General features: G+C 56.1%; 21 protein-coding genes. 15 read left to right on the forward strand and 6 right to left on the reverse strand.

Features of this window, described 5'->3' with window-relative positions:
• Window positions 1-93: 93 nt before the first annotated feature.
• Together E5180_RS05225 and E5180_RS05230 are read right to left on the reverse strand one after the other, a co-directional pair.
• A complete protein-coding gene (locus E5180_RS05225) occupies window positions 94-357 on the reverse strand; it encodes a hypothetical protein (protein ID WP_138923464.1) in 264 nt (87 codons plus the stop codon).
• 463 nt (window positions 358-820) lie between these two features.
• Window positions 821-1,855: an IS110 family transposase gene (locus E5180_RS05230; RefSeq protein WP_138923465.1), complete on the reverse strand. Its 1,035-nt coding sequence runs from the start codon at window positions 1,853-1,855 to the stop codon at window positions 821-823.
• Between the two features lie 605 nt (window positions 1,856-2,460).
• Between E5180_RS05230 and E5180_RS05240 the strand changes: the two genes are divergently transcribed.
• From E5180_RS05240 to E5180_RS05250, 3 genes are all read left to right on the forward strand, one after another.
• Window positions 2,461-3,620 (forward strand): IS3 family transposase gene (locus E5180_RS05240; RefSeq protein WP_138922942.1). Its coding sequence is split into 2 segments (ribosomal slippage): window positions 2,461-2,710 and window positions 2,710-3,620, totalling 1,161 coding nucleotides; the frame shifts between segments, so codons are not numbered across the junction.
• Between the two features lie 97 nt (window positions 3,621-3,717).
• Window positions 3,718-4,149 carry a hypothetical protein gene (locus E5180_RS05245; protein WP_138923466.1) on the forward strand — a complete coding sequence of 144 codons (432 nt, stop codon included), beginning with the start codon at window positions 3,718-3,720 and terminating at the stop codon, window positions 4,147-4,149.
• Window positions 4,150-4,373: 224 nt separating this feature from the next.
• Window positions 4,374-5,408 carry an IS110 family transposase gene (locus tag E5180_RS05250; RefSeq protein ID WP_138923115.1) on the forward strand — a complete coding sequence of 345 codons (1,035 nt, stop codon included), beginning with the start codon at window positions 4,374-4,376 and terminating at the stop codon, window positions 5,406-5,408.
• A gap of 422 nt (window positions 5,409-5,830) precedes the next feature.
• Here the strand turns inward: E5180_RS05250 and E5180_RS05255 are convergent, their stop codons facing one another.
• Window positions 5,831-6,430 carry an HD domain-containing protein gene (locus tag E5180_RS05255; RefSeq protein WP_171048969.1) on the reverse strand — a complete coding sequence of 200 codons (600 nt, stop codon included), beginning with the start codon at window positions 6,428-6,430 and terminating at the stop codon, window positions 5,831-5,833.
• Window positions 6,431-6,473: 43 nt separating this feature from the next.
• Between E5180_RS05255 and E5180_RS05260 the strand changes: the two genes are divergently transcribed.
• Entirely contained in the window at window positions 6,474-7,460 is a 987-nt protein-coding gene (locus E5180_RS05260) for a LysR family transcriptional regulator (RefSeq protein WP_138923468.1), read from the forward strand.
• Between the two features lie 147 nt (window positions 7,461-7,607).
• On the opposite strand, the gene E5180_RS05265 is transcribed toward E5180_RS05260, so the two are convergent.
• On the reverse strand, window positions 7,608-8,240 hold the full coding sequence (locus tag E5180_RS05265; protein ID WP_138923469.1) for a tyrosine-type recombinase/integrase: 633 nt from the start codon (window positions 8,238-8,240) through the stop codon (window positions 7,608-7,610).
• 397 nt (window positions 8,241-8,637) lie between these two features.
• Here E5180_RS05265 and E5180_RS05270 point away from each other — a divergent pair, with 397 nt between their 5' ends.
• Window positions 8,638-10,053 carry a sensor histidine kinase gene (locus E5180_RS05270; RefSeq protein WP_138923470.1) on the forward strand — a complete coding sequence of 472 codons (1,416 nt, stop codon included), beginning with the start codon at window positions 8,638-8,640 and terminating at the stop codon, window positions 10,051-10,053.
• 589 nt (window positions 10,054-10,642) lie between these two features.
• Here the strand turns inward: E5180_RS05270 and E5180_RS05275 are convergent.
• A complete protein-coding gene (locus tag E5180_RS05275) occupies window positions 10,643-11,521 on the reverse strand; it encodes a LysR family transcriptional regulator (protein ID WP_138923471.1) in 879 nt (292 codons plus the stop codon).
• A 107-nt stretch (window positions 11,522-11,628) separates the two neighbouring features.
• On the opposite strand from E5180_RS05275, the gene E5180_RS05280 reads away from it, so the two are divergent.
• From E5180_RS05280 to E5180_RS05305, 6 genes are all read left to right on the forward strand, one after another.
• Window positions 11,629-12,780, forward strand: coding sequence for an ABC transporter ATP-binding protein (locus tag E5180_RS05280; RefSeq protein ID WP_138923472.1), 1,152 nt, complete (start codon window positions 11,629-11,631; stop codon window positions 12,778-12,780).
• 102 nt (window positions 12,781-12,882) lie between these two features.
• Complete coding sequence (locus tag E5180_RS05285; RefSeq protein ID WP_254700533.1) at window positions 12,883-13,755, forward strand: carbohydrate ABC transporter permease; 873 nt, start codon at window positions 12,883-12,885, stop codon at window positions 13,753-13,755.
• Window positions 13,752-14,720: a carbohydrate ABC transporter permease gene (locus E5180_RS05290; RefSeq protein ID WP_138923474.1), complete on the forward strand. Its 969-nt coding sequence runs from the start codon at window positions 13,752-13,754 to the stop codon at window positions 14,718-14,720. The genes E5180_RS05285 and E5180_RS05290 overlap by 4 nt, the downstream gene beginning before the upstream one ends.
• A 92-nt stretch (window positions 14,721-14,812) precedes the next feature.
• On the forward strand, window positions 14,813-16,066 hold the full coding sequence (locus E5180_RS05295) for an extracellular solute-binding protein (RefSeq protein WP_441351436.1): 1,254 nt from the start codon (window positions 14,813-14,815) through the stop codon (window positions 16,064-16,066).
• 73 nt (window positions 16,067-16,139) lie between these two features.
• Window positions 16,140-16,994, forward strand: a complete 855-nt coding sequence (locus tag E5180_RS05300) for a phosphodiesterase (protein WP_138923475.1) — start codon at window positions 16,140-16,142, stop codon at window positions 16,992-16,994.
• Window positions 16,991-17,746 (forward strand): HAD-IIA family hydrolase, encoded by a 756-nt coding sequence (locus E5180_RS05305; protein WP_138923476.1) that lies wholly within the window; start codon window positions 16,991-16,993, stop codon window positions 17,744-17,746. Before E5180_RS05300 ends, E5180_RS05305 begins: the two co-directional genes overlap by 4 nt.
• 1,050 nt (window positions 17,747-18,796) lie before the next feature.
• Here E5180_RS05305 and E5180_RS05310 read toward each other — a convergent pair.
• Window positions 18,797-19,798, reverse strand: coding sequence for a hypothetical protein (locus E5180_RS05310; protein WP_138923477.1), 1,002 nt, complete (start codon window positions 19,796-19,798; stop codon window positions 18,797-18,799).
• Between the two features lie 1,392 nt (window positions 19,799-21,190).
• On the opposite strand from E5180_RS05310, the gene E5180_RS05315 reads away from it, so the two are divergent.
• From E5180_RS05315 to E5180_RS05330, 4 genes are all read left to right on the forward strand, one after another.
• A complete protein-coding gene (locus E5180_RS05315) occupies window positions 21,191-22,210 on the forward strand; it encodes a gamma-glutamyltransferase (protein ID WP_254700568.1) in 1,020 nt (339 codons plus the stop codon).
• Window positions 22,211-22,406: 196 nt separating this feature from the next.
• Window positions 22,407-22,658 (forward strand): GAF domain-containing protein, encoded by a 252-nt coding sequence (locus tag E5180_RS15875; RefSeq protein ID WP_254700534.1) that lies wholly within the window; start codon window positions 22,407-22,409, stop codon window positions 22,656-22,658.
• 318 nt (window positions 22,659-22,976) lie between these two features.
• Entirely contained in the window at window positions 22,977-23,930 is a 954-nt protein-coding gene (locus E5180_RS05325) for a TAXI family TRAP transporter solute-binding subunit (RefSeq protein ID WP_138923478.1), read from the forward strand.
• A gap of 63 nt (window positions 23,931-23,993) precedes the next feature.
• Entirely contained in the window at window positions 23,994-25,778 is a 1,785-nt protein-coding gene (locus tag E5180_RS05330) for a TRAP transporter fused permease subunit (RefSeq protein WP_138923479.1), read from the forward strand.
• Window positions 25,779-26,300: the final 522 nt, after the last annotated feature.

The raw sequence follows: 26,300 nt of genomic DNA on the forward strand, positions 1-26,300 counted from the left end.
CCAGATATAAATCTATACCCTCTCAACAAGGACTAATATTGGCTGGCAGGCTGAATCATTATCTTTTAACTCGCAAAGGTGGCTACAGGGGTCTTAGCCATCATCTTCAGCCAATTCAATTTGCAGTTTTTTCATGAGGTCGGCGCGATCCATAGGCCAAGTTTTATATGTGCCGTTGGCGCGTTTTTCATGCCATGTCACGCTTTCAGAAGTATCGACCGACACACGTTCGCCATTGGTCCCGATGGACACTTCATCCGCAATTTCTGCATCAAGAATGGCTTCCGCCTCTTCCGCTGAAAGCTCGAAGCTGACATTGCCATCGAAGACTCTAGACTTGACGATCATGTAAGGCATATTCCTGATTTTCTTTCGCTATATGCACATAGGCGTCCCAATAACCACCGTTTGTTGAACGGCTCAAAAGACCAGACATTCATGCACTTGAAGCGAACCGCAGTAAAGTCCCGCACTCTGTGAGTTCGCCAATCACTGCGTTTTGCAGTTGCAGCGAATGGCGGCAATGCGGGTTGCAACCGCAGCAACACGATAAGCCGCTGGATGACGGCTTCTCTAATTGGGTGTTTGGGTCAAGCTCATTTTCCTTCTTTCTTTCGGGTCTTTGTCACTCATCCGGGTCACGCTTCTCTTCGCAGTCTGGTTGATGCCGTGATGGCACCGCTGCACGCATATGTCGGATCGGACGTGGAGAGCCTTGCTTTGAGACGCGCTTCAAGATGCGCAGCAGACATTTTCGGCTTTTCCCACGAACCTCGTCCGGTGAGGGACGACCCCGTCAGGTTGGTGATGGCGTTTTAGATCATGCTTTGCCTCCCACCTGATCCTGACGGAATTCCGTGCCATCAATCCACATCCGGTGGAGCAAGACGGCGAGTTTGCGTGCGACAGCCACAACGGCGCGGCGACGTCCCTTGGTGCGCATCAACCGCATGCCCCACGATTTGATCTGAGACCCGGCCATCGTTCGCATGAGCAAAGCGTTGGCCGCGGCGTACAAAGTTGCGCGGACGTCTCTGTCCCCCGCTTTCGATATGCGGCCAGGATTGTCGTGCTCACCAGACTGGTATCGTCGCGGTGTCAGCCCAAAATGCGCGCCAACAGTGCGAGATCGTTTGAAGCGCGTCGGATCGTCCACAGCGGCTTTGAAAGTCAGGGATGCAATCGGACCAACGCCTGGGACCGTCATCATCCGCATGCACACCTCATCATTACTGGCAGCGCGTTTGACGCGCCGATCCAGTTCCAGAAAGTGCTGATACAAAACCACACGTGCGTCCAAGAGTGGCACCAAAGCGTGGGTCAGAACTTCATCCATCTCGATCAACGGTCGCACGACACCGTCAAAACTGCCGTGCTTCACGGTCATGGGCAGGCGAATGCCAAAGATCTTCAACAGCCCACGAACCTCATTGGCGAGGTCCATCGTCTTCTTCAAAAGCGCTTTGCGGGTGCTCAGCAATGCACGGACGCCATGCGCTTCGCGGCTCTTCATGTGAACAGGGCTGAACCAACCGGTGCGCAGTACTTGCGCGATGCCGCGTGCGTCATTTTTGTCTGTCTTGTTGCGCATTGCCGACAGCGCTGCATCCACCTGACGTGCTTCCATGCAGACAACGTCAAAACCTTCCGCTTTCAGGCCATGGAACAGATGCTGGCTCATGGTGCCGGCTTCAAAACCAACCCGTTCAATCGGATGGGGAAACGTTCCAAGATACTCAGCGATGTCGCTGACCTCGCATGGCAGCTCTCGCTCAAGCAATACCTTTCCCTTGCCATCAACAATGCAAAGCGCACAGGATCGCAGCGACACGTCTATTCCGGCAAAATATTCCATTTCTCATCTCCCTTGTTCACAGTAATCCTGTGATCTCATCGGGAGCTCGACCTCAGAACAGAGGCCAGCCCAATTACGTATGCTTTGGGCCGGTCTCTCTCGGCTGATTTTGCTGCGGCTGCGAAATGGTCGAGCTGCTTGTTCGTTAGAATGGGCTCGAAGCCGACCTTAGCTGCGCTGCGTGCGCATCCGGACTGGCCAGGACTTCCCACGCGTAACGGGCCAGACCAGCCATAGACCGAGCGGTAGAAATGCTGTCCCCGCCAGTTCGCATTGCGGACATTCGCACAGTCGCGTTCCAACTAAATGCTCACTGATGACCGAAGAGCTTCGATCAATCGTCGGAATTCCAAGTTATCAGAGGCACCTTTCCAGAAGTTTGCGAAACGGCAGACAACTTGAAGGTTGCCTGGTGCATAATGCCCACCACTGTCGATACGATCCAAAGAAGCAAACATCGCAGGATCGCCGTTGACCTCATCCAGTTCCAGCGGGAGGTTCGTTAACTCACAGAAATATTCCTGTGAACCCAATAGTTTGACCTGCCCCCCGAAACTTCCCTCAGTTTAATGTAGAGTTTGCTCAACCTTCGAAGGAGCAAACAGATGCGACAGAGCCGTTTTACTGAAGCCCAAATTATCGGAATGATCAAAGAACAGGAAGCTGGCATGCCGACGGCAGAGGTGTGCCGCAGGCATGGCTTGAGTCCCGCGTCGTTCTACAAGTTCAAAGCCAAATATGGTGGCATGAACGTTTCTGATACTCATCGCCTTAGATCGCTGGAGGATGAGAACGCCAAGCTGAAGCGCCTTCTGGCGGACACGATGTTGGACAATGTTGTGTTGAAGGATTTGCTGGGAAAGAACTGACGACACCGAATGTGCGACGGGCCGCAGCACGCAAGGCAATGCGAGACCATGATATCTCGCAGCGCCGGGCGTGCAGGCTTGTCGGTGTCGATCCCAAGACCGTCCGGCGCGATCAGTCACCGGATAATCCAGAAGTTCGCGAAGAGATGAAAGCGATTGCCAGCAAGCGACGGCGCTTTGGCTACCGCCGGATCGGTGTGCTGCTGGAACGCAAGGGAAGGATCATGAACCACAAGAAACTGTATCGCCTTTATACTGAAGAAAAGCTGGGCGTTAGACGGCGCAGGGGCCGCAAGCGTGCGCGTGGCTCGCGGACACCAATGCCGGTTGCTTTGCGTCCTGGCGAGCGTTGGTCCTTAGATTTTGTGTCGGATACGTTCGGCGCGTCACGCAAGTTCCGCATGCTGGCTGTAAACGACGATTGTTGCCGCGAGAACCTCTGCTTGGTGGCTGACACCAGCATCTCGGGCGCTCGTGTCGCGCGGGAACTTGACGCGCTTGTCCGTATTTATGGAAAGCCTGCCTGCATTGTCAGTGATAACGGCACGGAGTTTACCAGTCGTGCGATCCTAAAATGGGCCGGTGATAACGACGTTGATTGGCATTACATCGACCCCGGCAAACCCCAGCAGAATGGCTTCATAGAAAGCTTCAATGGCAGCCTGCGCGACGAGCTGTTGAATGAGGAAATCTTCGATACGTTGGATGACGCCCGTCGCAAGCTGGCACTCTGGCGATACGACTACAACAACGTCAGGCCGCACTCATCGCTTGGGAACCAAACACCGGCAGAAGCTCGTCGAGCGCTTGAGCAATTTGAGGGCTCCGCGCAAGACGCGCTTGCCCAAACTGACGACGAAGAATATGAAACCCAGACCCGCAAACTCTCGTTATGAATGAGGGAGCCTCGGGGGGCAGGTCACGGGCACCCTCGGTAAGTCCGAGCGGATCGCCGCAGGTCTCGACATCCATGAATGGGGGTGGTTCGGATCAATGGGCGGCAATGGCGATTTTGCGGGCCTGATTTCAAGGCAGGACCGCCAGCTCAGCGACGCGGTAGACTGCATCCCCCGCAAGGACCCGGTCACTCGCGAGAATTTCGAGGAATATTGTCGGCGTTTCCGCAAGGCATTTGTGGATGCCGACGCCCATCATGTTGGAGAGTTTCCGACGGCGACGAGGCTGCTTGCCATGAAGCGCCCCGACACATTTGTCTGCGCAAATGGGAAGAATAAGGGCAACTTGGCCAGGGCACTGAACTTTGCCCCTACGACGCTTTCGCTGGCGAATTATTGGGATCGGATAATTGTGCCGATCCAATCGTCGCCTTGGTACGACGCGCCTCATCCCAGCGGCGGCGATGGTGAGTTATGGGACTATCGCGTAGCGATGCTCGACACCCTCTACTATAATGCGGACGCCTGACTTGGTCTTCTATGAGATGGACCGGCATCGCGCCGCGCCCTTATCTAAGCAGCCCTCCAGCCGCCGCGATCCCGGCACGTAGCTGTCGGCCCAAAGCCGAACGTGGTGGCTTTGCTGTCTAGCGGCCGCTTCCAGCCCAAAGCATACGTAATTGGGCTGGCCTCTGTTCTGAGGTCGAGCTCCCGATGAGATCACAGGATTACTGTGAACAAGGGAGATGAGAAATGGAATATTTTGCCGGAATAGACGTGTCGCTGCGATCCTGTGCGCTTTGCATTGTTGATGGCAAGGGAAAGGTATTGCTTGAGCGAGAGCTGCCATGCGAGGTCAGCGACATCGCTGAGTATCTTGGAACGTTTCCCCATCCGATTGAACGGGTTGGTTTTGAAGCCGGCACCATGAGCCAGCATCTGTTCCATGGCCTGAAAGCGGAAGGTTTTGACGTTGTCTGCATGGAAGCACGTCAGGTGAATGCAGCGCTGTCGGCAATGCGCAACAAGACAGACAAAAATGACGCACGCGGCATCGCGCAAGTACTGCGCACCGGTTGGTTCAGCCCTGTTCACATGAAGAGCCGCGAAGCGCATGGCGTCCGTGCATTGCTGAGCACCCGCAAAGCGCTTTTGAAGAAGACGATGGACCTCGCCAATGAGGTTCGTGGGCTGTTGAAGATCTTTGGCATTCGCCTGCCCATGACCGTGAAGCACGGCAGTTTTGACGGTGTCGTGCGACCGTTGATCGAGATGGATGAAGTTCTGACCCACGCTTTGGTGCCACTCTTGGACGCACGTGTGGTTTTGTATCAGCACTTTCTGGAACTGGATCGGCGCGTCAAACGCGCTGCCAGTAATGATGAGGTGTGCATGCGGATGATGACGGTCCCAGGCGTTGGTCCGATTGCATCCCTGACTTTCAAAGCCGCTGTGGACGATCCGACGCGCTTCAAACGATCTCGCACTGTTGGCGCGCATTTTGGGCTGACACCGCGACGATACCAGTCTGGTGAGCACGACAATCCTGGCCGCATATCGAAAGCGGGGGACAGAGACGTCCGCGCAACTTTGTACGCCGCGGCCAACGCTTTGCTCATGCGAACGATGGCCGGGTCTCAGATCAAATCGTGGGGCATGCGGTTGATGCGCACCAAGGGACGTCGCCGCGCCGTTGTGGCTGTCGCACGCAAACTCGCCGTCTTGCTCCACCGGATGTGGATTGATGGCACGGAATTCCGTCAGGATCAGGTGGGAGGCAAAGCATGATCTAAAACGCCATCACCAACCTGACGGGGTCGTCCCTCACCGGACGAGGTTCGTGGGAAAAGCCGAAAATGTCTGCTGCGCATCTTGAAGCGCGTCTCAAAGCAAGGCTCTCCACGTCCGATCCGACATATGCGTGCAGCGGTGCCATCACGGCATCAACCAGACTGCGAAGAGAAGCGTGACCCGGATGAGTGACAAAGACCCGAAAGAAAGAAGGAAAATGAGCTTGACCCAAACACCCAATTAGAGAAGCGGACATGGCCGTTCTACACATTGGGCGGAAACCGGAAGTCCGCCGCACCTACGAGGTAAGATTGGTTCATAGGCGACAGCGGACATTCAAACGGAAACGAATTGGTGATCCTTTCAAAGGTGCGGGAAGCATCTCCGCGACCTATTCACCGAACTTCGCCTCACTCTGGTCAGGGTGCTATGCGCTCAGCGGCCAAGACAGCATTCTCCAACGGGACACGTACTCCAGGCTTGGTTACATCCGGGTCGTAAGGCGTGCGCGCAAAGACCTCTTCAACCATCGGCGCAAAAAATTTGAGCGGCAGGTCATCATAGTCCGGGTCAAAGCTCGCCTGATCCCAATTTTCGCAAAAGGCTGCGCAGTCGTCGAAGTATGGGCTGTCCTTGGACCGATCCCGCTTGTTGGGGTCGCCGCCCACGTGGTGTCCATAATAGAGCATTTGGAAATCGCCATGCGTCTGGACACACCATGCGCATTGCTCGCGCACAAAGGGGCGCAGGATCGTCGCTGCATATTCATCATGGTTATAGGGCGCGTAGATATCGCCAATGTCATGCAACAGCGCTGAGACTACCCAATCGATGTCGGCACCCGCGCGCCAAGCGCGTGTGGCGGACTGCAGTGAATGGCCCAAACGCGTGACCTTATAGCCCGACAAACTTTGGTCTAAATCAACCAATGCATCCATTAGCCGCTTCGCTGTATGCTTGGTGTGATCGACCTCATGGGCTGTCAGGAACTCGTATTCCTCTTTGGTGCCATCTTTCATCTGGGTGAACGCGACTTTTTCCAATATTTAACTCCTGCAATCTTTGCCACAGGATGCAGACCAATTGGCTTTACCGCAATCCATAAAAGTGGAATGCTATAATAACATATTGTTATCTAATCGAGGAATGATCGTGCGGCGAAAACTCCCCCCTCTCAACGCTTTTCTCGCCTTTGAGGCCGCTGCACGGCATAGAAACTTCACGCGTGCGGCGCAGGAATTGTCTGTCGCACAACCCGCCATTACGCGCCATGTGGCGCGGTTGGAGGACTGGATTAGCTCACCATTATTTCGTCGAAATGGCAGCGTCATCCAATTGACCCGTGAGGGAGCCCTTTTGTCAGATCTCGCGACAACCCTTTTGGACCGACTTGAACTTGGCATTCGGGATGTAACACGCATCGGCAAAAATGAGCTGGTCGTTGGTGCCTCGTTTGACGTTGCACATCTGTGGTTGATGCCAAAGATTAGTGCTCTGCGCCGGGCTTCCGAGGCCGCGGTAAATTTCATGACCGCCGATGATTATCGCGCCTTCGATGATCCGTCTGTCGACTTTTCGATCCGCTACGGCAAAGGAAGTTTTGGCGCAAATTGCGCGGACCTTCTGTTTAGTGAGCATTGCCAGATCATCGCATCACCCGGGTTTTTAGATAAGCATCCGGAATTCGATCCCGATGCGCCATTAACGACACTTGACCCACACCTTATTTTTGATCACGGCGACCCTCATGATGTCGGCTGGATCACTTGGCCCGTTTGGTGTGGCTTGACAGGTCAGTCCCTTCCCGACCCTGGGGAACTTTCCACGATCCGCAGTTACCCGACGATGCTTGACTTGGTAAGTGCAGGCGAAGGCATAGGGATTGGTACCAAGGGGTTAGAAGACGATCTGATTGCATCTGGAGCTATCGTCCGCGTTGGCGCACCGATCGCAAGGGAAGGCTTTGGATACTACATTGTTTATCGAAGGGAGCTTCTCGAAAAGCCGTCGTTCGCGCGACTTAGAGAACACCTACTTGACCAAGTGTGATTGGATATTTCTGTCCGTGTAGCGGTCATCCTAACCGGGTAAAATACTGCGACCTGAACGAATGACTTCAACACGGGCTGCGACCGCAGCATAAGCAGGTCGAGTCAAAGACCGGTATGGGCCGTTCTTGACGAACGGCCCAGAACATCAAATTTCGATGGCTTCGGCGATTGCGAGGGCATCTTCCAGCTCAACGCCGAGATAGCGCACCGTACTGTCCATCTTGGTGTGACCCAATAGAAGCTGAACTGCGCGCAAGTTGCCCGTCTTTTTGTATATCTGCGTGACCTTCGTGCGCCGCACTGAGTGAGTTCCATAAGCGGTCACTTCTAAACCAATCGATGAAACCCATTCCCGCACAATGCGTGCATACTGGCGGGTAGAGATTTGCAACCGCTCGTGAAAACGCCCGGGCCATAGGTACTCTGACCCAACCATCAGCGGGTGTTCCATCCACTTCGCGAGCGAGGCTCTGGTTCCCTCGGAAATCTCGAAGCGCACGGGTTTCTGGGTCTTGCTTTGGAGCACCGACGCCCGCTCCTTGATTTGGCCTGACGCCATAACATCGACCACTCTCATTTTGACCAAATCGCAGCCGCGCAGCTTGCTGTCGATGGCAAGGTTAAACAGCGCGAGATCGCGATGGTTCTCGGCAAGCTCAAGCCTGACCCGGATAGCCCACACATGCTTGGGTTGCAGTGGGCGCTTCTGACAGACAATGCGGCCCTTGTTCCAGGCGGGGCGAAGCGCGCGAATGGCAGGTAAGTTTTGTGTTTCCATGACTGATCCTCCGATCCGCCAATCCCTCCCACATCGACAACCCGACGTTGACCGAGCCAGCATATCACAGGATGCTGCAACGCATCCGAGGTCGGCTTCGAGCCCACAATAACGGATGCTGCGTTTAGTTTTAACGGCAGCTAAGCAGGAGACGAGAAATTCGCATAGTTGAGATGGGCAGACATGGCAGCGCGACATGGCCAATAAACAGTATACCGTCACCTGTCAGCTTTCTGCCGCACGTCAGCATCCACTGAGCCGCTGTTCAATCTCGCAGGGTCGCTTTCTCTCCCGGTCAAGGTCCCTTGCATTGGTGATTTCCCTTTCATCTATTAGTTCGGTAAAGTGATGGCCATAACGTTTCGGGATTGTTCCGCGGCGAGAGAGGACCTCTGCCATGGACGACAGCTCAACGATGGCTCTGACGACGATGAACCCGTCGGAGATTGTTGCCACCCTTCGTGAAGGACTGTTGATCCTAACCGACGACCTGACGGTCGAATTCGCCAGCGACAGGTTTCTGAAGATGTTTCAGGTCAACCGCGAGGAAACATTGGGCCGTCCGCTGTGCGATCTGGGCGATGGGCAGTGGAATATTCCGGCTCTGCTTGACCCGTTGAACGCGATTGTCGCACAGGATATGACGCTCGAAGATTTGGAAGTGGAGCACCATTTCGATCATATCGGACGCAAGGTGATGCGGCTCAACGGGCGCAAGACTGTCTGGGCAGGCGAAGATGCGACACGTATCTTGCTGGCGATTGACGATGTGACCGAGGCGGCAGATCACGCCCGAAACCTCGGGATCCAGCGGCGATTGGCGGAAGGCATTGTCGATACCCTACGCGAACCCCTTCTTGTTCTGGACGGCGACCTTCAGATTGTGGCCGCAAGCCGCGCGTTTTACATGAAGTTCAAAGTGGACGCAGAGCATGCGGTCGGCAGAAATCTGATAGATCTGGGTAATGGTCAATGGGCAAACGCCGAGTTGATCCGGCTTTTAAAAGAGGTCGTCCCCGAACATTCGACAATCGAAAGTTATGAGATCACTCATGATTTCCCACAGATAGGTATACGGACCGTTCTTTTGAACGCGCGGAAGATTTTCCAAGAGGGCAACAACACTAAGACCTTGCTCTTGGCCATCGAAGACATCACAGAACGCCGCCGCTTGGAAGCTGAACGTGATCGGGCTTTGGATCAGTCCAACCGGCTTTTAGATGAACTAAACCACCGCGTAATGAATTCGATGTCGATGATTGGCTCTGTCATCTCGATGGAAATGCGGACCCTGAGCGAAGATGAGTGCAAGAGCGCCTTTGTTCGCATGCGCAACCGTATCGAGGCGATCGGCACCTTGTACCGCGCACTCTCGCGCACCGGCGCGGTTGATATCGTTAAGGCGAAAGACTATCTCGGCGCGATCGTCAGAGATACCGTGACCGCAATGGAGGCGACACCTGGCGCCATAGACCTTACCGTTTCAGTTGATGACATCGCGCTTTCAACGCGTTTCGCCGTGCCCCTTGGTCTGATCACCAGCGAGTTGGCCACCAACAGCCTGAAATATGCCTATAAGGGCCGCGATAAGGGCAAGCTCGGATTAAATGTAGTTGCCAATAAAACCGGCGTTGAATTTACAATCTGGGATGATGGCCCAGGCATCGATGAAAACGCTCGCGTTGATTCAGGTCTCGGTCAAAAGCTGGTCGAGGCGTTCGTTCTTCAGTTGGGTGGCGCACTGAACAGGACAAGCGGGCATGACGGTACACGGTATGTATTGACTGTGCCGCATTCTGAGATCAACCGCTAAACTGCCAGCCCCCGAGGTCGGATATATGCCTTCACCGGCGCGTTAGAGAGCTTAGTGTCGGGAACTAAGGAGCCTCACTCGGCTTTTCGAGCGGAGCAATCCCCCTTTCCATATCTCGCATCCCCTTTCGGCTGGGAGCGGGCAATTCTTTCAGGGGAGCGGACGGCAATAAAGTCCGCGCAGCTGACTTTCACCAATCGAGAATGCTGCACGATGCATGAATGGCCGGTTTCGGGAAGCCGCAGTGCGTCATTGGAGCCAGGTCTGAATGTCGGCTTCGGGCCGTTCGCATGATTTTGCAAAGTACACTACCTGCGCATAGCTGCCGTTAGTATGGCGCGTAGCGAAAGTCCGCCATCCGCCCTTGGCGTCGAGGGGCGCACCACCGACGCGAACGGCCCTAAGCGGACCTTGGCCACCCAATACACATGCTGCGATGCAGCCCGTCGAAGCGGCCATTCGTGCAAAGCGGAGCATTTTTTGTAGTTCAAATGTCAGTGTGCTGACAAAGCGACGCCTATCCGCCCAACAGACATCCTTCCAATCTGCTTCGGCTCTCGAAGTGGCGTGAAGGGTTACGGGGGACGATCTATTCGGATGATGGCGAGGTTAACATTGAGAAGAATGCATCGGTGACGCGCAAACTTCGTTGAGAGGACAAGCAGAACACATCTTCGGAATGAGTTTCGGGGAATTGGGATACTGGAATCCGAATGACGCCATCGCATCTGGTTGACGCCGCATCGAACATAAAGCCTATTCCCACGCCTTGCGCGCATGCCTCATAAATCGCCTCGCGCGTTTCAAGTACCAGTAGGGGTTTGATGTGTAATCCAGCGCGCTCCAACACGGTATTTATCGCCCGTTGGGTTTGAGAATGCTCGGTCCGAAACAAGACGGGTTCGTTCTGCAACTCACTGAGAGATAATGTTAGGCGGCGCGCCAATGGATGGTCTTGCGGAACAAGCGCTACAATTTTTTGATAATAAAATGGCAACTTAACGATGTCGTCGGCATCGGGCGCATCGGTCAGCAACCCCAGATCGGCCTTGCGATCCCTGACGGCATTTACAACTTCTTGCCAGTTGCCGAACAACAGTTGCAGCTGCACCCCCGGATAAACCTTTTGAAACCGCGACACGAGTTGCATCGCCGGCCCCGGGGCACCGCACGCAATTGACAGCTCGCCCACTTCGAGCGTATAGGCGCGCTCCAAAATCTCCGCGGCTTCGCGTTCTGTGTCGCGCATGGACGCCGTGCGATGAAAGAGCTGGCGTCCAATTTGGGTGAGCACGGCCCCTGCCCCAGTCCGCTCGAACAACTTGACGCTATAAGCTTTTTCAATGGTTCGAATATGCGCTGTTATTGCGGGCTGCGAGACGCCAAGCACGCGCGCCGCATCTGAAAAACTGGCCTGGCTGGCAACTTCATTGAACACGCGGATCTGGGAGGAACTAAGCCGTTTCATGCGATGGTTTACCTGCTGCTGCCATAACCAAAACTTATATTGCGTCACCTCTATATTACATTCGATCCCTATACATCCCTCGAATCATTGTTTCTTGGGGGTGCCGGATGGCCGAAGTATCAATCAAAGGGCTGCGCAAAGCATTTGGCGACGTTCAAATTTTGCGAGGCATTGATCTCACGATTGCGGATGGAGAGTTCGTTTCGTTGGTCGGGCCTTCTGGCTGTGGTAAGTCGACCCTGCTGCGCATCATCGCTGGACTTGAAGAGGAAAGCGAAGGGTGTGTGTCCATCGACAACACGCCTGTTACAGGTATTCGCGCGTCAGATCGCAACCTGTCGATGGTGTTTCAGTCCTACGCGCTTTATCCGCACCTCAGCGTGGCGGAAAACATCGCGGTGCCGCTCAAGATGCGGACGCTCAACACGTGGCAACGCTTGCCATTGGCGGGCCGCTTCATGCCTGGAGCCAAGGCGCGCAGCGAAGACATCGCATCCGCCGTGACCGAGGCCGCCCAGACCCTCGAGATCGAAGCACTTCTCGATCGCAAGCCGGGCGAGCTTTCGGGCGGGCAGCGTCAGCGCGTGGCGCTGGGTCGAGCCCTTGTGCGCCAACCCGCAGCCTTTCTGCTCGACGAGCCCCTCTCAAACCTCGACGCGAAACTGCGTGTTCATACGCGCACCGAGATTGCCGAACTTCACCGTAAATTAGGAGCAACCTTCATTTATGTGACCCACGATCAAGTCGAGGCCATGACGATGTCTGACCGTATTGCGGTCATGATGGGCGGGGAAATCCTACAATGCGCCCCGCCACAAACTGTCTACGCCGACCCTAACGATCTACGCGTTGCCGAGTTCATTGGTTCACCCAAGATCAACACCCTCCCCGTTGAGGCGGACCACACTGGCACCTTGTCGCTAATGGGACGCCCGCTGCCACTTTCTTCGGCCAATCTGCGCGGTCCGCTCCAGATGGGACTGCGCCCTGAAATGCTGACGCTGACCACCACAGATCCGATGCTCTGTGGGCGGGTTGTTCATCTCGAACACCTCGGCTCAGAACTCTTTGCGCAAATCGTTGTCGAAGAGCTTGACGTTCGCATTGTCATGAGGGCGGAACCCGGACGCTATGACGCGCTGCAACCCGGCCAGATTGTCGGCATGGATTTTGCCCCAAACGCCGCCCTGTTTTTTGACGCGGACGGCAAGCGCGTCCGGCAGGTCGTTTCGGCGAAACAACTCGTTGAGGCGGAGTAGAAGATGGCCATCACAGAATCCCCCCCCCAAACAGACACGCGTCGCCGCACACGCTCTCAAAGAAGCAACGCTTGGGTTTTGACCGCGCCCGCGCTGGTCCTCATGCTGGTGTTATTGCTTGTTCCCGTCGCGTGCGCCATGATCCTGAGTTTCACGGATTACTCGCTGGCCGCCCCCGAGGTTCAGTGGGTGGGGTTCGACAACTACGAGAAACTTTTCACGCGCTCGTCATATGAGAAAATGCTGTGGGCGACATTTACATACGTCGCCGTCGTCGTCCCGCTGTCTGTTGGTCTCGGACTGGGGGCGGCGCTGTTGATCAACTCATTGGCGCGCGGCAAGGAATTCTACAAAACCGTCTATTTCCTGCCCGTGATGGCGACACTGTTAGCCATGGCAATTGTGTGGGAACTCATGCTCCACCCGACAATTGGCATTGTGAATCGCACGCTGGAAATGGGCTGCGGCACAGTCATCGAGGGCCTTTGGCCTTGGCTCTCACATGGCTGCGCGAACGGGATGCCATTGTGGTTGGGCGACAAAGACTATGCCCTGTGGGTCGTGTGCTTCATCGGTATCTGGCAGGGGTTTGGCTTCAACATGGTACTTTACCTCGCGGGGCTGACAGGCGTGCCACGTGACCTGTATGGCGCCGCGGAAATGGATGGGGCGCGTAGTGGCTGGGAGCGTTTTCGCTTGGTGACGTGGCCTGCGCTTGGCCCGACGACGGTCTTTGTCGTCACGATCACCTGCATCCGCTCCTTCCAAGTATTTGACACGGTCGAGGCGCTCTTCCCCCAAGGCGGTGGGCCTTCCAAATCCGCATATATGATGATGTTCGCGATCTATGAAAAAGGCATCAAGCAGAACCTGATCGGGATGGGCTCTGCGATCACCGTGCTGTTCCTCATCTTCGTGATGATCATCACCATCATTCAACGCCGACTGACCGAACGTAAGGTGCATTACTCATGACTCGTATTGGCGAATTCCTCAAACATGCTTTCCTTCTCCTCGGGGCGTTAATCGTCATCGTGCCCTTCTATCAGATGGTCAGCTACTCCCTCAAATCACCTGCTGAAATTGAACGCGGCATAGGTGGGTTCATGGGGTCGCAAGCGCTGATGATTGACGACCGCTGTGTCGCCAGCAACACGCCTGACAGAGTTGATGTCGAGGCTGCGCGCGCAGAGTTTCCCCGCCTGAGCGACACCAACATCCTTGGAAAATTGCTTGAGCGCGTTCGTGAAGATTGCAAAGTCCGCCCTGCCATTTTCAACTATAAAAGCGCCTTCAAAGAAGCGCCCCTCATGCGCTACCTGCTCAATGGGCTGATCGTGACAGGCTCAATCTTTTTGCTGCAAGTCATCGTCGCGCTTCCCGCCGCTTATGCGCTCTCAAAACTGAAATTCTGGGGCCGCGAAACGGTCTTTGGGCTCGTACTTTTCTGCCTGCTCATCCCAGTTCACGCCATTGCATTGCCGCTTTATATCGGCCTCGCAAAACTGGGGCTGATCAACACATACGCCGCGTTGATCGTGCCATGGACGATCTCCGTTTTTGGCATATTCCTGATGCGCCAATTCTTCATGACTGTCCCCGACGAGTTGATTGATGCCGCACGCATGGATGGCATGGGCGAGCTCAGTATTGTCTGGCGCGTTATGTTGCCCACGGCCGTTCCCGCCTTGATGGCCTTTGCCATCTTTAGCGTGGTGGCCCACTGGAACGACTACTTCTGGCCACGCATGGTCGTCACGGGCGACCGCAGCCTCTTCACCCCGCCGCTTGGATTGCGCGAATTCAAGGCTGACATTGATGGAAGCCTCTATGGCCCGATGATGGCCACCGCCACGGTGATCGTCACACCGTTGATTGTCGCTTTCCTGCTGGCCCAGAAAAAATTCATCGAAGGCATAACGCTGAGCGGCATGAAGTAGCCCGTCAGCCTTTCCCAATCCGGCACCGCCGGACCAACGGCTCTGGTGACATTTCACCCCGCCAGAGCCTTCTGTAAACTGGAGACAGAAGAATGATCCGTACCACCCTCAGCGCAATGGCTTTGGTCGCTGCCACGACGCATATTGCACAGGCCCAAGAACCCGTCACCATTGACTTCGCATACCCTTACGCGTCAGCGTTTGACGTGACGTTCGATGCCATTTTGCCGAAATTCAAAGAGAAGTATCCGCGCATCGAGGTTCAGTTCCGTTCCGCATACGAACACTATGAGGATGGCACGAACACAATCCTGCGCGAGTCTGTGTCGGACAATTTGCCCGATGTCACCATGCAGGGCCTTAACCGCCAGCAGATCCTCGTTGAGAAAGGCATCGCACAGTCGTTGACGCCGTTCATCGCGCAAGAAGACACCTTTGAAACAGACGGCTACCACGCCGCGATGCTCAAACTGTCGACCTTTGATGGCGACGTGTATGGCCTGCCCTTCGCTGTGTCTTTGCCCGTTGGCTACTACAACATGGATGCGTTGGCCCGCGCCGGTGTGAGCGAGGTGCCAAAAACCTGGGAAGACATGATCGGTGTCTGCCAAAAACTGATTGCAGACGGCTCGAACAACCCCGTCTATTGGGATTGGGCCATCACGGGGAACTGGTTCTTGCAGTCTTTGATGTGGACGCAAGACAAAGCCACGGTTGAAAATGGCCGGCTGACGCTCGATAGCCCCGAGGCGCTCATCACACTCGAAACTGTCAAATCCATTGTTGACGGCTGTGAGATGAAGAACCTGACGTCTGACCAAGCCGTTGCGTCTTTCTCTGCGGGTAAGTTGCCAATGCTTTTTACGTCGACGTCGTCAGTTGGCCGCGTTGAACGCGCTAAAGGTGATTTCACCTTTGCCACAGCAGCCTTTCCCGGCCTCACAGGCACACCCAAAGGCCTACCCGCGGGCGGCAACGCGGCGATGCTAACGTCGACATCTGACGACCCTGACGTTCTCGCCGCAGCATGGACATGGCTCACCTTTATCACCTCTGGTGAAGGCGCGGCAGAGGTTGCCAAAACGACGGGCTACATGCCCCCAAACCAAGCGGCCAACGACGTTATCTTGGCGGACTTCTATGACCAAAATGCCAACAAGCGCACGGCTGTAGATCAGCTGCCCCTTCTGCGAGACTGGCAGGCCTATCCGGGCGCAAACGGTCTGGCCATCACTCAGGTGATCTATGAAGGCCTTGAGATGATCGCCACAGGCGAAGCCGACGACATGGAAGAATTGCAAGAGGCGTTGGTTGAACAGGTCAACGATCTTTTGCCCGCCAACTAAATCGCGATTTCGCAGGACGCCACTGATGGTGTCCTGCGCTTTGCTCTTCAAAGGGTCTGCTATGACAAACGCAATGAAATTCATTCACCTCACTGACACCCATGTGATCGGTGGCAACCGGTTGCTATATGGGGCAAACCCCGCGCGCCGCCTGTCGCGCGCCGTGGACAGCATCATCAAAGACCATGCCGACGCGGCCTTCGTGGTTGTGACGGGAGACATGACACATTGGGGCGATGCAGACGCATATGCCGCATTCGCGCGCGAAATCCGCCGCCTTCCTATGCCAGTCCATCTGATGGTCGGAAATCACGACGACGGCGACGCCTTCAAACACACCTTTCCTGACGCGCCACGCGATCCGTCTGGGTTTGTGCAATTCACCTTTGAGACGCCACATCATAAGGCAATCTGTCTCGACACCAAATTGCAGGGCACACATGCAGGCGGATATTGCACAGGGCGTCTGGCGTGGCTCAAACAGCAGCTCGAACACTCGGACGAGCCGGTTTTACTGTTCATGCATCATCCGCCGTTTCCTGTTGGCATTCAGGCAATGGACAACATCATGATGCAAGATGCCGAACCGTTTCATAATGTTATTGCCCCCCACAAGCACCGCATCCAACATCTGTTTTTCGGCCATGTGCATCGGCCAATCTATGGCAATTGGCGGGGCGTTTCGTTTTCATGCATGCGCGGCTTGAACCATCAGGTTGCGTTGGATCTCAATCCAGAAACCACCAATGTGCCGGGTGATCTGGCACAGCCCGCATATGGTGTTGTCTTGCTCTCCGAGGGTCTCGTTGTCGCACATATGTGTGAATTCGCCGACACGTCGCCACGCTTTTCCCTCGCCGCGCCAGAGGGCGAAGACAATCGCGCCTATCAATTGAACATGCGCCACGAAGGTTTCACAGACCTATGAACGAGCAGGTGCGACAAGCGGTCGAGGGACGCCACCATGACAAGGCGCGAGTGCATTCAGCACAGCGAATTCTCTGCGATCTTGACGGGTGCCTGATTTCAGGCTCCCGTGCTCTCACTGGGGCGTGCGCGTTTGTTGAACGCTTTTCCGATAGGTTGGCGTTGGTTTCCAACAATTCGACGGACACGAAAGCCAGCTTACAGGCGCGCTTGGAAAGCTTGGGCATGCCTCTGCGCCCCGATCAGTTTTTCCTTGCAGGCGAGGAAGCTTTGGCATGGGCGGCCGCACATTTTGGCGCGGGGCCGATGTTCTTACTGGCCAATACGCGTATGCGCACCGCCGCAGCAAATTGCAGCCTATTTCATTGCCACCGAGAGCCGCGCGCCGTGATCATCTGTCGAGATACGGACCTAACCCTTGAGCGCTTGGAAATGGCGCTTCTTCACATTGCCAACGGCTGCCCCGTCATTTTGGCCAATGACGACATCACTCATCCGGGCGACACCGGTCCCGCCATTGAAAGCGGTGCGCTGCTGCGCCTTCTCGAAACCTGTCATACCCCCTCGCAGATCATTCGCATCGGCAAACCAAAGCCAGACTTGCTCCTGAAAGCCTTGGGGCACGTAGATGCGCGCAACGCCGTGATGATCGGAGACAATCCGAGCACGGACGCATTGGCCGCCCGTAGAGCTGGCATACCCCCCATCCTCGTCGGACGCGCCGTAGAGCGTTGGTTGGATGACCTCATATAAAGGGTTAGTCCCATGACGACCTCCATCCTGAAAAGTATGCATATGGGTGCCTGTCAGTAAATCGAGTTCCCCAAAGTCTGCGTAATTGGGCTGCCACCCAAGGGGGGACTGAAGGGTGTCTTTATTGCTCGCCAATTAAATACATCAACCCTGGCGTGGCACGGCCGCATCAAGTGACTTTTGACTATTTTTTAATCGACAGTCGTGCAGGCGTAGGTGTCCGCTTTGAGACGCAACTTTCCAAGACTCACAACAACAGCGAAGGGCCGGTTTCCGCCCCTTGTGTTTATCTTCGCAAACGGCCCAGAGCCGACTTTCAGCAACCACCCCGGATGGTGCGGTGCGGCCCGTCGAAGCGGCCGTTAGTGCATGATTAACGCATTCCGCGCGGTGGGAGGTTGCTCTGTAGTCTTAATTGACACCAATTGAATCACATAACTAACTGCGGCCCGTTGGGCCGCAGTTAGTTATGTGCCTAAACCTTAAATTTTCGCAATATTTGCTGCGCATATCCATCGGCATCTTTTTTGCTTGGTAGGCAGCATGTTGCTGGTAGATTAACGCAAGTATCGCGCCACAAGCTCAGATCGCCGAGCGCGTGAGTATCCGTGTTTAGTTATCGGCCTTCCTTGGCTTCTGAGTTGTTCCGGCGGCGTTCTCACTCTCGGTTTCAGTATCGGTACCAGCAGATTCGCCTTCGGCGTTCTGGTTTTCCGCCTCCGTCGACGATGACGTGTCAGACGCGATGCCCTCGATCACGGACGTATCACTCGACGCGCCTTTGGTCGCTGCGTCAGTCTGCTGATCGCTGCTCGATGTTGCTCTCTGCGTCCTATCTTTCGATGATGGGCCGGAGGATTCGGCATTTTGACTATCGGCCTCTGACGGGTCGTCGGATGGGAGGCCGCCGGATTCCTGTAACGAATCTACCAAGTCGGCGCTGTCGTTAATGTCGCTGTCGGATACGTCGTCAGCTTCCTCACCTTCGGCGTCGGACGACGTGCCCTCTCCTTCGTTCTCCGCGGCGGACTGCCCGGAGGAGTTTGAATTCTAAGATTCCGCCTTGGAAGCGTCCAGATCCCCGCCGTTGCCAGTATTCTCCTGCGTGCCTTGCATCTCGCGCGTGGCGGATGATCCGCCCCCCGAATGACTGTCTTCCAACCCGTTGCTGTCGTTGCCGCCCGCAGAAGACCTTTGACCGTTTTCCGCGGCTGAGATCCGCTCTTCAATCTCCAACAGCTTGTTGGAGCGTTCTTCTACATTGCTGGTAAGATCTGTTACGATTTTCTGGATTTCGTTTCGCTGCTCTTGGGCGTCAGCAACATCGGTTTCCAGTGCCGCCTTCCGCTCGGTCAGGCTGGCGACACTCTGCTCAAGCTCCGTCTGCCGGGCCTGCATGTCGTTCAGGCTGCTTTCCAGCGTTGCGACCTCGTCTCTCAAATTCGTTTCCAGCGCCGTCAGAGACTGGAGCTCGCTTTCGGCGGTGGAGACTTCTTCGGCGAGCCGCGCGTTGTCCTCACTAAGTGTTGCGAGGCTTTCCTGAACTTCGGCCTCACGCGCCCGAGCTTCCTCGACCCGGGCATTTATGTCGGTCAACTCCTGCGTCTGGGAGTCGATTTCACTTTGGATGTCGACCTTGCGGGATTCAAAGCTGGCCATTTCTTCGCGCATCGACGAGATCTGCTGCTCCAGCTCATTATTTTGCTGCTGCTTCTCCGCCACCGTTTCCTCGATGGAGGTCTGCTGCACGTTCAATTCGTCGAGCTTCGGCTGCAATGTGTCGATGTCTGACTGGATGCCGTTGCGCTGTTCCTGCAGGGACTGGATCTCCGGTTCCAGCGATGCGAGCTCCGCCTGCAACTCCTCGACGCTTCCGGCTGCTTCCTGCTGCGTGATGATGTCGCTTTGCAGGCGCGAGATGGTGCGGTCGGTCTGCTTCTGGAGTTCTGCATTGTCGGTGAATGCATATATGGCGGCGCTCCACCCCACGACAGCCGCCGCGGCGACCCCGATTGTCTTTACATCCCAAGTTGAGCTTTTGTTCTCCGCCACGCGAAAATCCCCCTCCGGCCGAGCCGATTTCTTAAAACTGTATAGGGCTGCAACGCGTCAGGCGGGTGGAGGTTCCGAACCCCTGGGGTGCGTCGGTTCCCGACACGCGGGGGGCCTCGTCGGGGACTGGCATCAAACGCCCCCCCCCCCCGCCGATCACTCTGACGCATTCCGCCTGGTGGCAGACTGCGCTTAGTCTTTCGCGGAGTGAGTTCATGAATGTGCTGACAAGCTGCATCCTGGCTTTGTAGACCCAAGGCGCAAGTTCGCTGCGCAGATCGTCACTGATGAGCATCGGCTCGAACCAGTCCTTCGCCGCGCCTGCACCCGAAAAATGTCGCGTCGCAACCCCGAGATTCTGCTTTATTCAGGTGGATCAATTTTGTTTGCGGGCGCAGTGAAAGTCCGGTTTCCACCCTCAATGTCGAAATCACAAACGGCCCATAATGTCGCCCATGATCCACCCACCAAACGGCAGGTTTGCAACCGCTGTTATCGATCAAAACGACGGATCTATATGTCTGCCGATCATGGCGTGTTCCATGCTAACAGCAGCCGCAAGATTTGCGTCGGCAATGGTTCCGTCCGAGCGAGGCACTGCCTCGCTCGGCACCAATTTCTTTAAGCTGACAGTCCGTTGATGACATATTTCGAATGAGCTTTCGGACGGGCTTGCTTTTGGATCACTTTGGTGGCAACCCTCTCGTCACATTGTGGAGTCGGACCGGATCTCCCTCGGAGTCGGTGCCATTTTTTCTTTTCAAATCAACAGCTTCGACATGGGCTTCCATCCCTACCGTCGGAGCCAATATCCTCGCACAGCGTTGATATTATAGGAAAAAAGGCACCCCTTGGGGTGCCTTTTCTCGTTCTGGTCACATTCGGTGCACTCCAAAAGTCACATCGCGTGCACAGCATGTGCACAGAGTCAGACCGGAGTCGCAGCGTGACCGATCTTCATCGCACCCCGTATCTCGAGCAGCGCGCTGAGAAATACTATTTTCGACGTAGGCTTCCTTTCGATTCAAACTCTAAATCAAACCGGTTTTTTGTTTTTTCGCTACCTACCGACATTCCCTCCGAAGCAAGGGATATCTCGGCTCGCCTGACGGCGATGACCACCCTTGCCTACGATTATGCACGGGGGTGTCCGACCATGGACCAGAACACATTCAAAGCGCTGCTGAGCGAACTTGTACGGGTTGAAATCGCTGCATTTGAAAAACGCGTCTCTCAACTGGTCAAAGATCCCTTGCAGCAGCTGAATTTGCCGCACAACGCGAAGACGCAATACAGACGACCTGGAGTACCGCCCGTACCGAGGGGGGCGATCGGCGCGCTGGGCTGGCCGCCACACGCGCTGCATTTTACACTGGGCCGATTGCGCAGCGCATCGTCGACTTCCATGCCGACAAAGGCGGCCTTCTGCGAGCCGAGGATCTCGCGTCCTATGAGGTGCGTGAGGAGCCGACCTTGGCCATCGACTTTCGAGGCGCACAGGTCCACTGCTGCGGTGCCTGGTGTCAAGGCATCTCAATGGCGCAGACGCTTGCCATGCTGGAACAAGCCGGCCCGGACGCTGCCCGAGACGGAAACCAGATCAATTTGCATTTTCTGATCGAGGTGTTGAAACGAGTGTTCGCCGATCGCGAAGCGCATGTCACCGACCCCCGCTTCATGCAAATCGCCCCGGAGGCGCTGCTGGACCCCGCTTTCATCTTCGACCGCTTGCGGAGCATCGATGAGACCTCCGACCCACTACCCGTACCCGCGGCCCCTGCCACGGTCCCTTCGGGCGAACGCCCGGTCTTCGAGGCAGGCTGCGCAGATACCTCTCATGTCAGCGTGATCGACAGCGCCGGAAATATCTTCTCCGCCACCCCGAGCGATCCAAGTTATGATACCGTCGTGATCCCCGGCACGGGTCTGTCGGTTTCCTCGCGCGGGTCGCAGAGCCGTGCGATTCCCGGTCACCTTAATGCCCTCGCCCCTGGCAAGCGGCCTCGGCTGACGCCGAACCCCATTCTTGGCCTGAAGGACGGACAGCCTTGGCTTGCCATGGGTACGCCCGGCGGGGACGTTCAAGTGCAGGCCATGGCGCAGGTATTGATAGGCATGTTAGATTTGGGCCGAACGCCGCGCGAAGCCGTTGAGGCACCACGGGTGGCGACCTATGCATTCCCCGGTAGCTTTGCGCCGCATGACGTCCACCCCAACAAGGTGCTCTTCGAGGCCGACATGCCGGAGAATTTGATCGAAGGCCTCCGTGCCCGCGGACACGACCTTGAACAATGGCCCGCCCGAACCTGGATGGCGGGCGGGGTTTGCATCGCCTTACGCGACATTTCGCATGCGGATGCTGTCGCGGACCCACGGCGCGCGGGAACGGCCAAAACTGGAGCGAAACCATGAATGCCGACATTTGCAAACGCATTGCGGCTCAGGATACACCATTGCAGATGGCCTTTGATCTCTGCGGTAGTGCAGTCGCAAACGAACTTTTCACCGCAATGCGATTCCACGCTGAAACGATGGAGGTGGAAAGGCTTCATTCTACCCTTCCTGGTAGCTACCCCGTCAGCGGGCGCAAACCCAAGCGGGATACGGAATGGGGAAAAAGGTGCTGATTGACCGACGAGTCAATAACGGCTTCGGTGCCGCTGATATCAGGTGGGCCTTCACGGATCACGCAACAATCTTGGGGCTTGGTCTTAATGCTGTGTTGAATGTTCCGATCGTCCGTGACGGTTCGGTTCTCGGCACGATAAATTACTTGCGTGGCAATCCGGCTTTCGGTTCGAGAGAAGCAGAGCTCGCAAAGCAAATTGCGACTGCGTTGGCAGATCGAGATGATCTGTGAGACTGAATGTTCAGCATGCCGATGTCTTAGCAACCTGGTACTTAGCGCCAGCCGTTGCGCGCCACTTCAACCTACGTTGCGCTGCATTACGGCGGAATGCAGAATATGCAAGTGTCGCGGCGAAGGTAGCAAGGTTCTCAAAACAGCTGTAGGTGCGGATGCATCCAATGTTCGCAATCCGCACTTCACGTCCGATCAAACAGCGAAACCGCATTCTCGACAATACGACAGCTTGCTGCCACAAAGTCCCACGGAGGCATTCCCGCGCCTATGTAGGTGGGAATAGAGTACGCCTTTGGGTTTGAGGGAGGAAAAACCATGAATGCATTGAGACAAACAATCTGCGCGGCATTCGCCGTGGGGCTTTTGGGCAGCGCGGCCGGCGCAGAGACCCGCGTGACGTATAAGTCTGCCAAATCGGGCACATCTTACTATCAAATGGGCGTGGAGCTTGCCGAAGCCATGAAAGCGGGCAGCGGCGGAGACATTTCAGTCACGGTAGAAGAGAGCCAAGGCTCGGTTCAAAACGTCATGGAAGTGCGTGCGCGCGGTGCCGACTATGTCTTTACCACCCCGCCATCGCTTGTCGGGCTGGCCCAAGACGGCAAGGCGATGTTTGAAGGCAAGACGGCCCCGGCCTTTGATGAAATTCGCGCCCTCTTCCCGATCCCCTCACTGACCATGCATGTCGTGATGTCTCAGGACAGCGAAGCCACGTCGATGGCTGACCTCGAGGGCAAAAGCATTTTGCTGGGCAAAGGGTCTTTCGGCGCGACCGAGGGGGCGAAGTATCTGGAAATGTTCGGGTTGTCGGACAGCGTAGAGATTGCTGATGCTGAGTTGAGCAACGCCGTGGCCGCGCTGAAGAATGGGCAGATCGATGGCTTCGTCACTGCGGGCTCATTTCCGGCGCCCAATGTTGTTGAGGCCGCGGCTTCGACCCCCGTCAATGTGATCTCGCTGAACGATGAGCAGATCACGCAATCCAAACGCACACGGATTGTCATTCCTGCGGGGACCTATGCGGGCCAAGAGCAGGATGTGACCACGACCTCCCTGCCCGTTGCCGCCTTCACGACCACAAAGATGGACGATGAGACTGCCTATCAGTTGACCAAGACCTATTGGGAGAACAAGGCAAAAATGGCCGACACGTCGCCTTGGTGGGGCAATGTCACGCCAGAGCTGATGACCAACATCACCACTGAGCTGCACCCCGGCGCGCTGCGCTATTACGAAGAAGCCGGGATCGCGACAAAGGCGTCGCAATAACATGGTGCGCGGCGCGGGCTTTCCGCGCCGCCCTGCCCCAACTCAAGGCCGGACCTCCCCCACATGACAAACCTTCCTGAGAGCCGTATGGCTGCGAGTTTCTGGATCGCGCTCGCGATCGCGCTGGTCGCTTATCACTTGGCACTGGTGTTCTCAGGTCTGGTGCCGAACCTTATCAGCAGGCCGCTGCATATGGTCTTTATCCTCCCCTTCGCCCTGATCCTTGACGCAGGCTCGCCCATGCGGCGGATCACGGGGAGTATCCTTGCAGCACTGGGCATCGCCGCAGCGCTTTGGGTGGCGTTCAACAGCAATGTGCTCGGGGACCAATATGGATTTATCGAGAGCAACTTTCAGCTCGCGGTGGCGGTGACGCTGCTCTTGGTGGTGCTGGAAACGGCCCGGCGTGTGATCGGCTGGCCGCTGCCGCTGGTGGCGACACTCGCGCTGCTCTACGGGCTGTTTGGACAGTATATACCCGGCGAGTTCGGGCATTCTGGCACGCCTGTTGAAAGTTTTTTCGGGACGCTGACCATAGCCGAGGGCGGCATCTGGGGCTCGCTTACCGGTGTATCAGTCACGGTCGTGGCGATCTTTGTGATCTTTGGCGCTGTCCTGAACGCTGGAGAAGCGGGCCAAGGGTTCATGAATGTCGCGGCGGCGGCGGCAGGCCGATTAAAGGGCGGCGCGGCGAAGGTTTCGGTTTTGTCGTCAGCGCTGTTCGGCTCGATCTCTGGCTCTGCCTCGGCGAATGTCGCCTCCACCGGCGCGATCACCCTGCCCGCAATGACTAAGCTTGGATATCCCAAACGCCTTGCCGCAGCGGTGGAGGCCGTGGCCTCCTCGGGCGGGCAGATCATGCCGCCCCTGATGGGCGCCGGTGCCTTTGTCATGGTTGAGCTTACCGGCGTGCCCTACACTGGCATTATGGCCGCCGCAGCCTTACCGGCGCTGCTGTATTTCGTGGCGGTCTGGGTGGGCATCAACGCCTATGCCCGGCGCTTTTCGCTCGAGAGTATTGCCGAGGCGGATCGCCCCGCCCTGCGGGACGTGGTAATCACGTCACTGTTTTTCCTCGTGCCATTCTCAGTCCTTCTGTGGGGGATGTTCATTGCGCAGTTCACACCTGAGTATTCCGCAGCCATGGCGATCTTGTCGGCGGCGGTGCTTTTGTTCTTCAATGCGCAGCTGACCTTCCTTCCACGTCAGATCGCCAGCCGATTGGCAAGCGCGGTTCTGAACGCCGCACGCCAGGTTTCACTGATCGCGTCGATCATTCTTTGTGCCTCAATCATTATCGGCGTTCTGTCGATCACCGGCCTCGGCGTGAAAATTACTTCGCTCATTTTGGAGGGGTCGGGTGGGCTTCTCTGGCCGTCCTTGCTGCTGACGGCGCTGGCCTGCCTAATCTTGGGGATGGAGGTGCCGACCACAGCTGCCTATGTGATCTGTGTCTCAGTGGCCGGGCCTGCGCTTATTGAGCTGGGCCTTTCACCGCTTCAGGCGCATCTCTTTGTCTTCTGGTTCGCACTCTTGTCGACGATCACGCCCCCAGTCTGCGGGGCGGTGTTCATTGCGGCAGGGATGATTGGCGAGAACTGGTTGAAGGTCGCGCTGACGGCAATGGCACTTGGCATTGGGCTTTATATCATTCCGTTGGGCATGGTCGCCAATCCCGACATACTGCGGCTCTCAGACGCCCCACTGGCAGCTCTTTTGGCGGCTGCGCGGTTGGCCTTGGGTCTGACATTGCTCTCGTCCGGTCTGATCGGAGCGCGGCGGCCCTTCCCGACGATTGCACTCTGCGCGGGGGGGCTGATAGTTGTATTCTCAGGACTCTGGCTTTGACCACTTTTCTTGCTGGTTTTACTGAAAGGGATGCTGAGGCAGATGTTTGGGGGTCTTTGTCTTTCTATTCACTCGCCTAAGATGCGCGTGTCGCCGCCAAAATACAAACATCAGCAGCGATAATCCCCTGTGAATCGTATTGGACGCGGAACGCATCGCAGATTCGTTCTGACAGCTAACTTCGAGGGGAACGTTGTTGAAAAGGCCTTGCTCAGTGTAAACTAATAGTCGTCAGCGCTTTCTGATAACCGGACGATCGATCATAGTTTTCTCGATAAAAACACAGTAGGGATTTGTGCTGCCATCGATCGCAACAATGTCCATGTTCCCAGCAATATTGAATGACGGCTCGATCAGAGCACGTTTGACGAGACTAAACTCGTGTACCGCTTACTTTTGAACGCCTGGCAACAGCATGCGCCAATAGCATGCGTTGCCACTTACATAGCAAATGCCGACGCCCAATTTTACGAAATTCGTAAAAACGCAAACGGGCAGCAAATGGCCCTGAGCGGACTTCTG

Origin of the sequence: Sulfitobacter sp. BSw21498 (assembly GCF_006064855.1) — a bacterium.
Lineage (GTDB): Bacteria > Pseudomonadota > Alphaproteobacteria > Rhodobacterales > Rhodobacteraceae > Sulfitobacter.

Coding starts and splice junctions, on each gene's coding strand:
- E5180_RS05225 (WP_138923464.1), bottom strand. CDS start 357: ATGCCTTACATGATCGTCAAGTCTAGAGTCTTCGATGGCAATGTCAGC.
- E5180_RS05230 (WP_138923465.1), bottom strand. CDS start 1,855: ATGGAATATTTTGCCGGAATAGACGTGTCGCTGCGATCCTGTGCGCTT.
- E5180_RS05245 (WP_138923466.1), top strand. CDS start 3,718: ATGGGCGGCAATGGCGATTTTGCGGGCCTGATTTCAAGGCAGGACCGC.
- E5180_RS05250 (WP_138923115.1), top strand. CDS start 4,374: ATGGAATATTTTGCCGGAATAGACGTGTCGCTGCGATCCTGTGCGCTT.
- E5180_RS05255 (WP_171048969.1), bottom strand. CDS start 6,430: ATGAAAGATGGCACCAAAGAGGAATACGAGTTCCTGACAGCCCATGAG.
- E5180_RS05265 (WP_138923469.1), bottom strand. CDS start 8,240: ATGGAAACACAAAACTTACCTGCCATTCGCGCGCTTCGCCCCGCCTGG.
- E5180_RS05270 (WP_138923470.1), top strand. CDS start 8,638: ATGGACGACAGCTCAACGATGGCTCTGACGACGATGAACCCGTCGGAG.
- E5180_RS05275 (WP_138923471.1), bottom strand. CDS start 11,521: ATGAAACGGCTTAGTTCCTCCCAGATCCGCGTGTTCAATGAAGTTGCC.
- E5180_RS05280 (WP_138923472.1), top strand. CDS start 11,629: ATGGCCGAAGTATCAATCAAAGGGCTGCGCAAAGCATTTGGCGACGTT.
- E5180_RS05285 (WP_254700533.1), top strand. CDS start 12,883: ATGCTGGTGTTATTGCTTGTTCCCGTCGCGTGCGCCATGATCCTGAGT.
- E5180_RS05290 (WP_138923474.1), top strand. CDS start 13,752: ATGACTCGTATTGGCGAATTCCTCAAACATGCTTTCCTTCTCCTCGGG.
- E5180_RS05295 (WP_441351436.1), top strand. CDS start 14,813: ATGATCCGTACCACCCTCAGCGCAATGGCTTTGGTCGCTGCCACGACG.
- E5180_RS05300 (WP_138923475.1), top strand. CDS start 16,140: ATGAAATTCATTCACCTCACTGACACCCATGTGATCGGTGGCAACCGG.
- E5180_RS05305 (WP_138923476.1), top strand. CDS start 16,991: ATGAACGAGCAGGTGCGACAAGCGGTCGAGGGACGCCACCATGACAAG.
- E5180_RS15875 (WP_254700534.1), top strand. CDS start 22,407: ATGGGGAAAAAGGTGCTGATTGACCGACGAGTCAATAACGGCTTCGGT.
- E5180_RS05325 (WP_138923478.1), top strand. CDS start 22,977: ATGAATGCATTGAGACAAACAATCTGCGCGGCATTCGCCGTGGGGCTT.
- E5180_RS05330 (WP_138923479.1), top strand. CDS start 23,994: ATGACAAACCTTCCTGAGAGCCGTATGGCTGCGAGTTTCTGGATCGCG.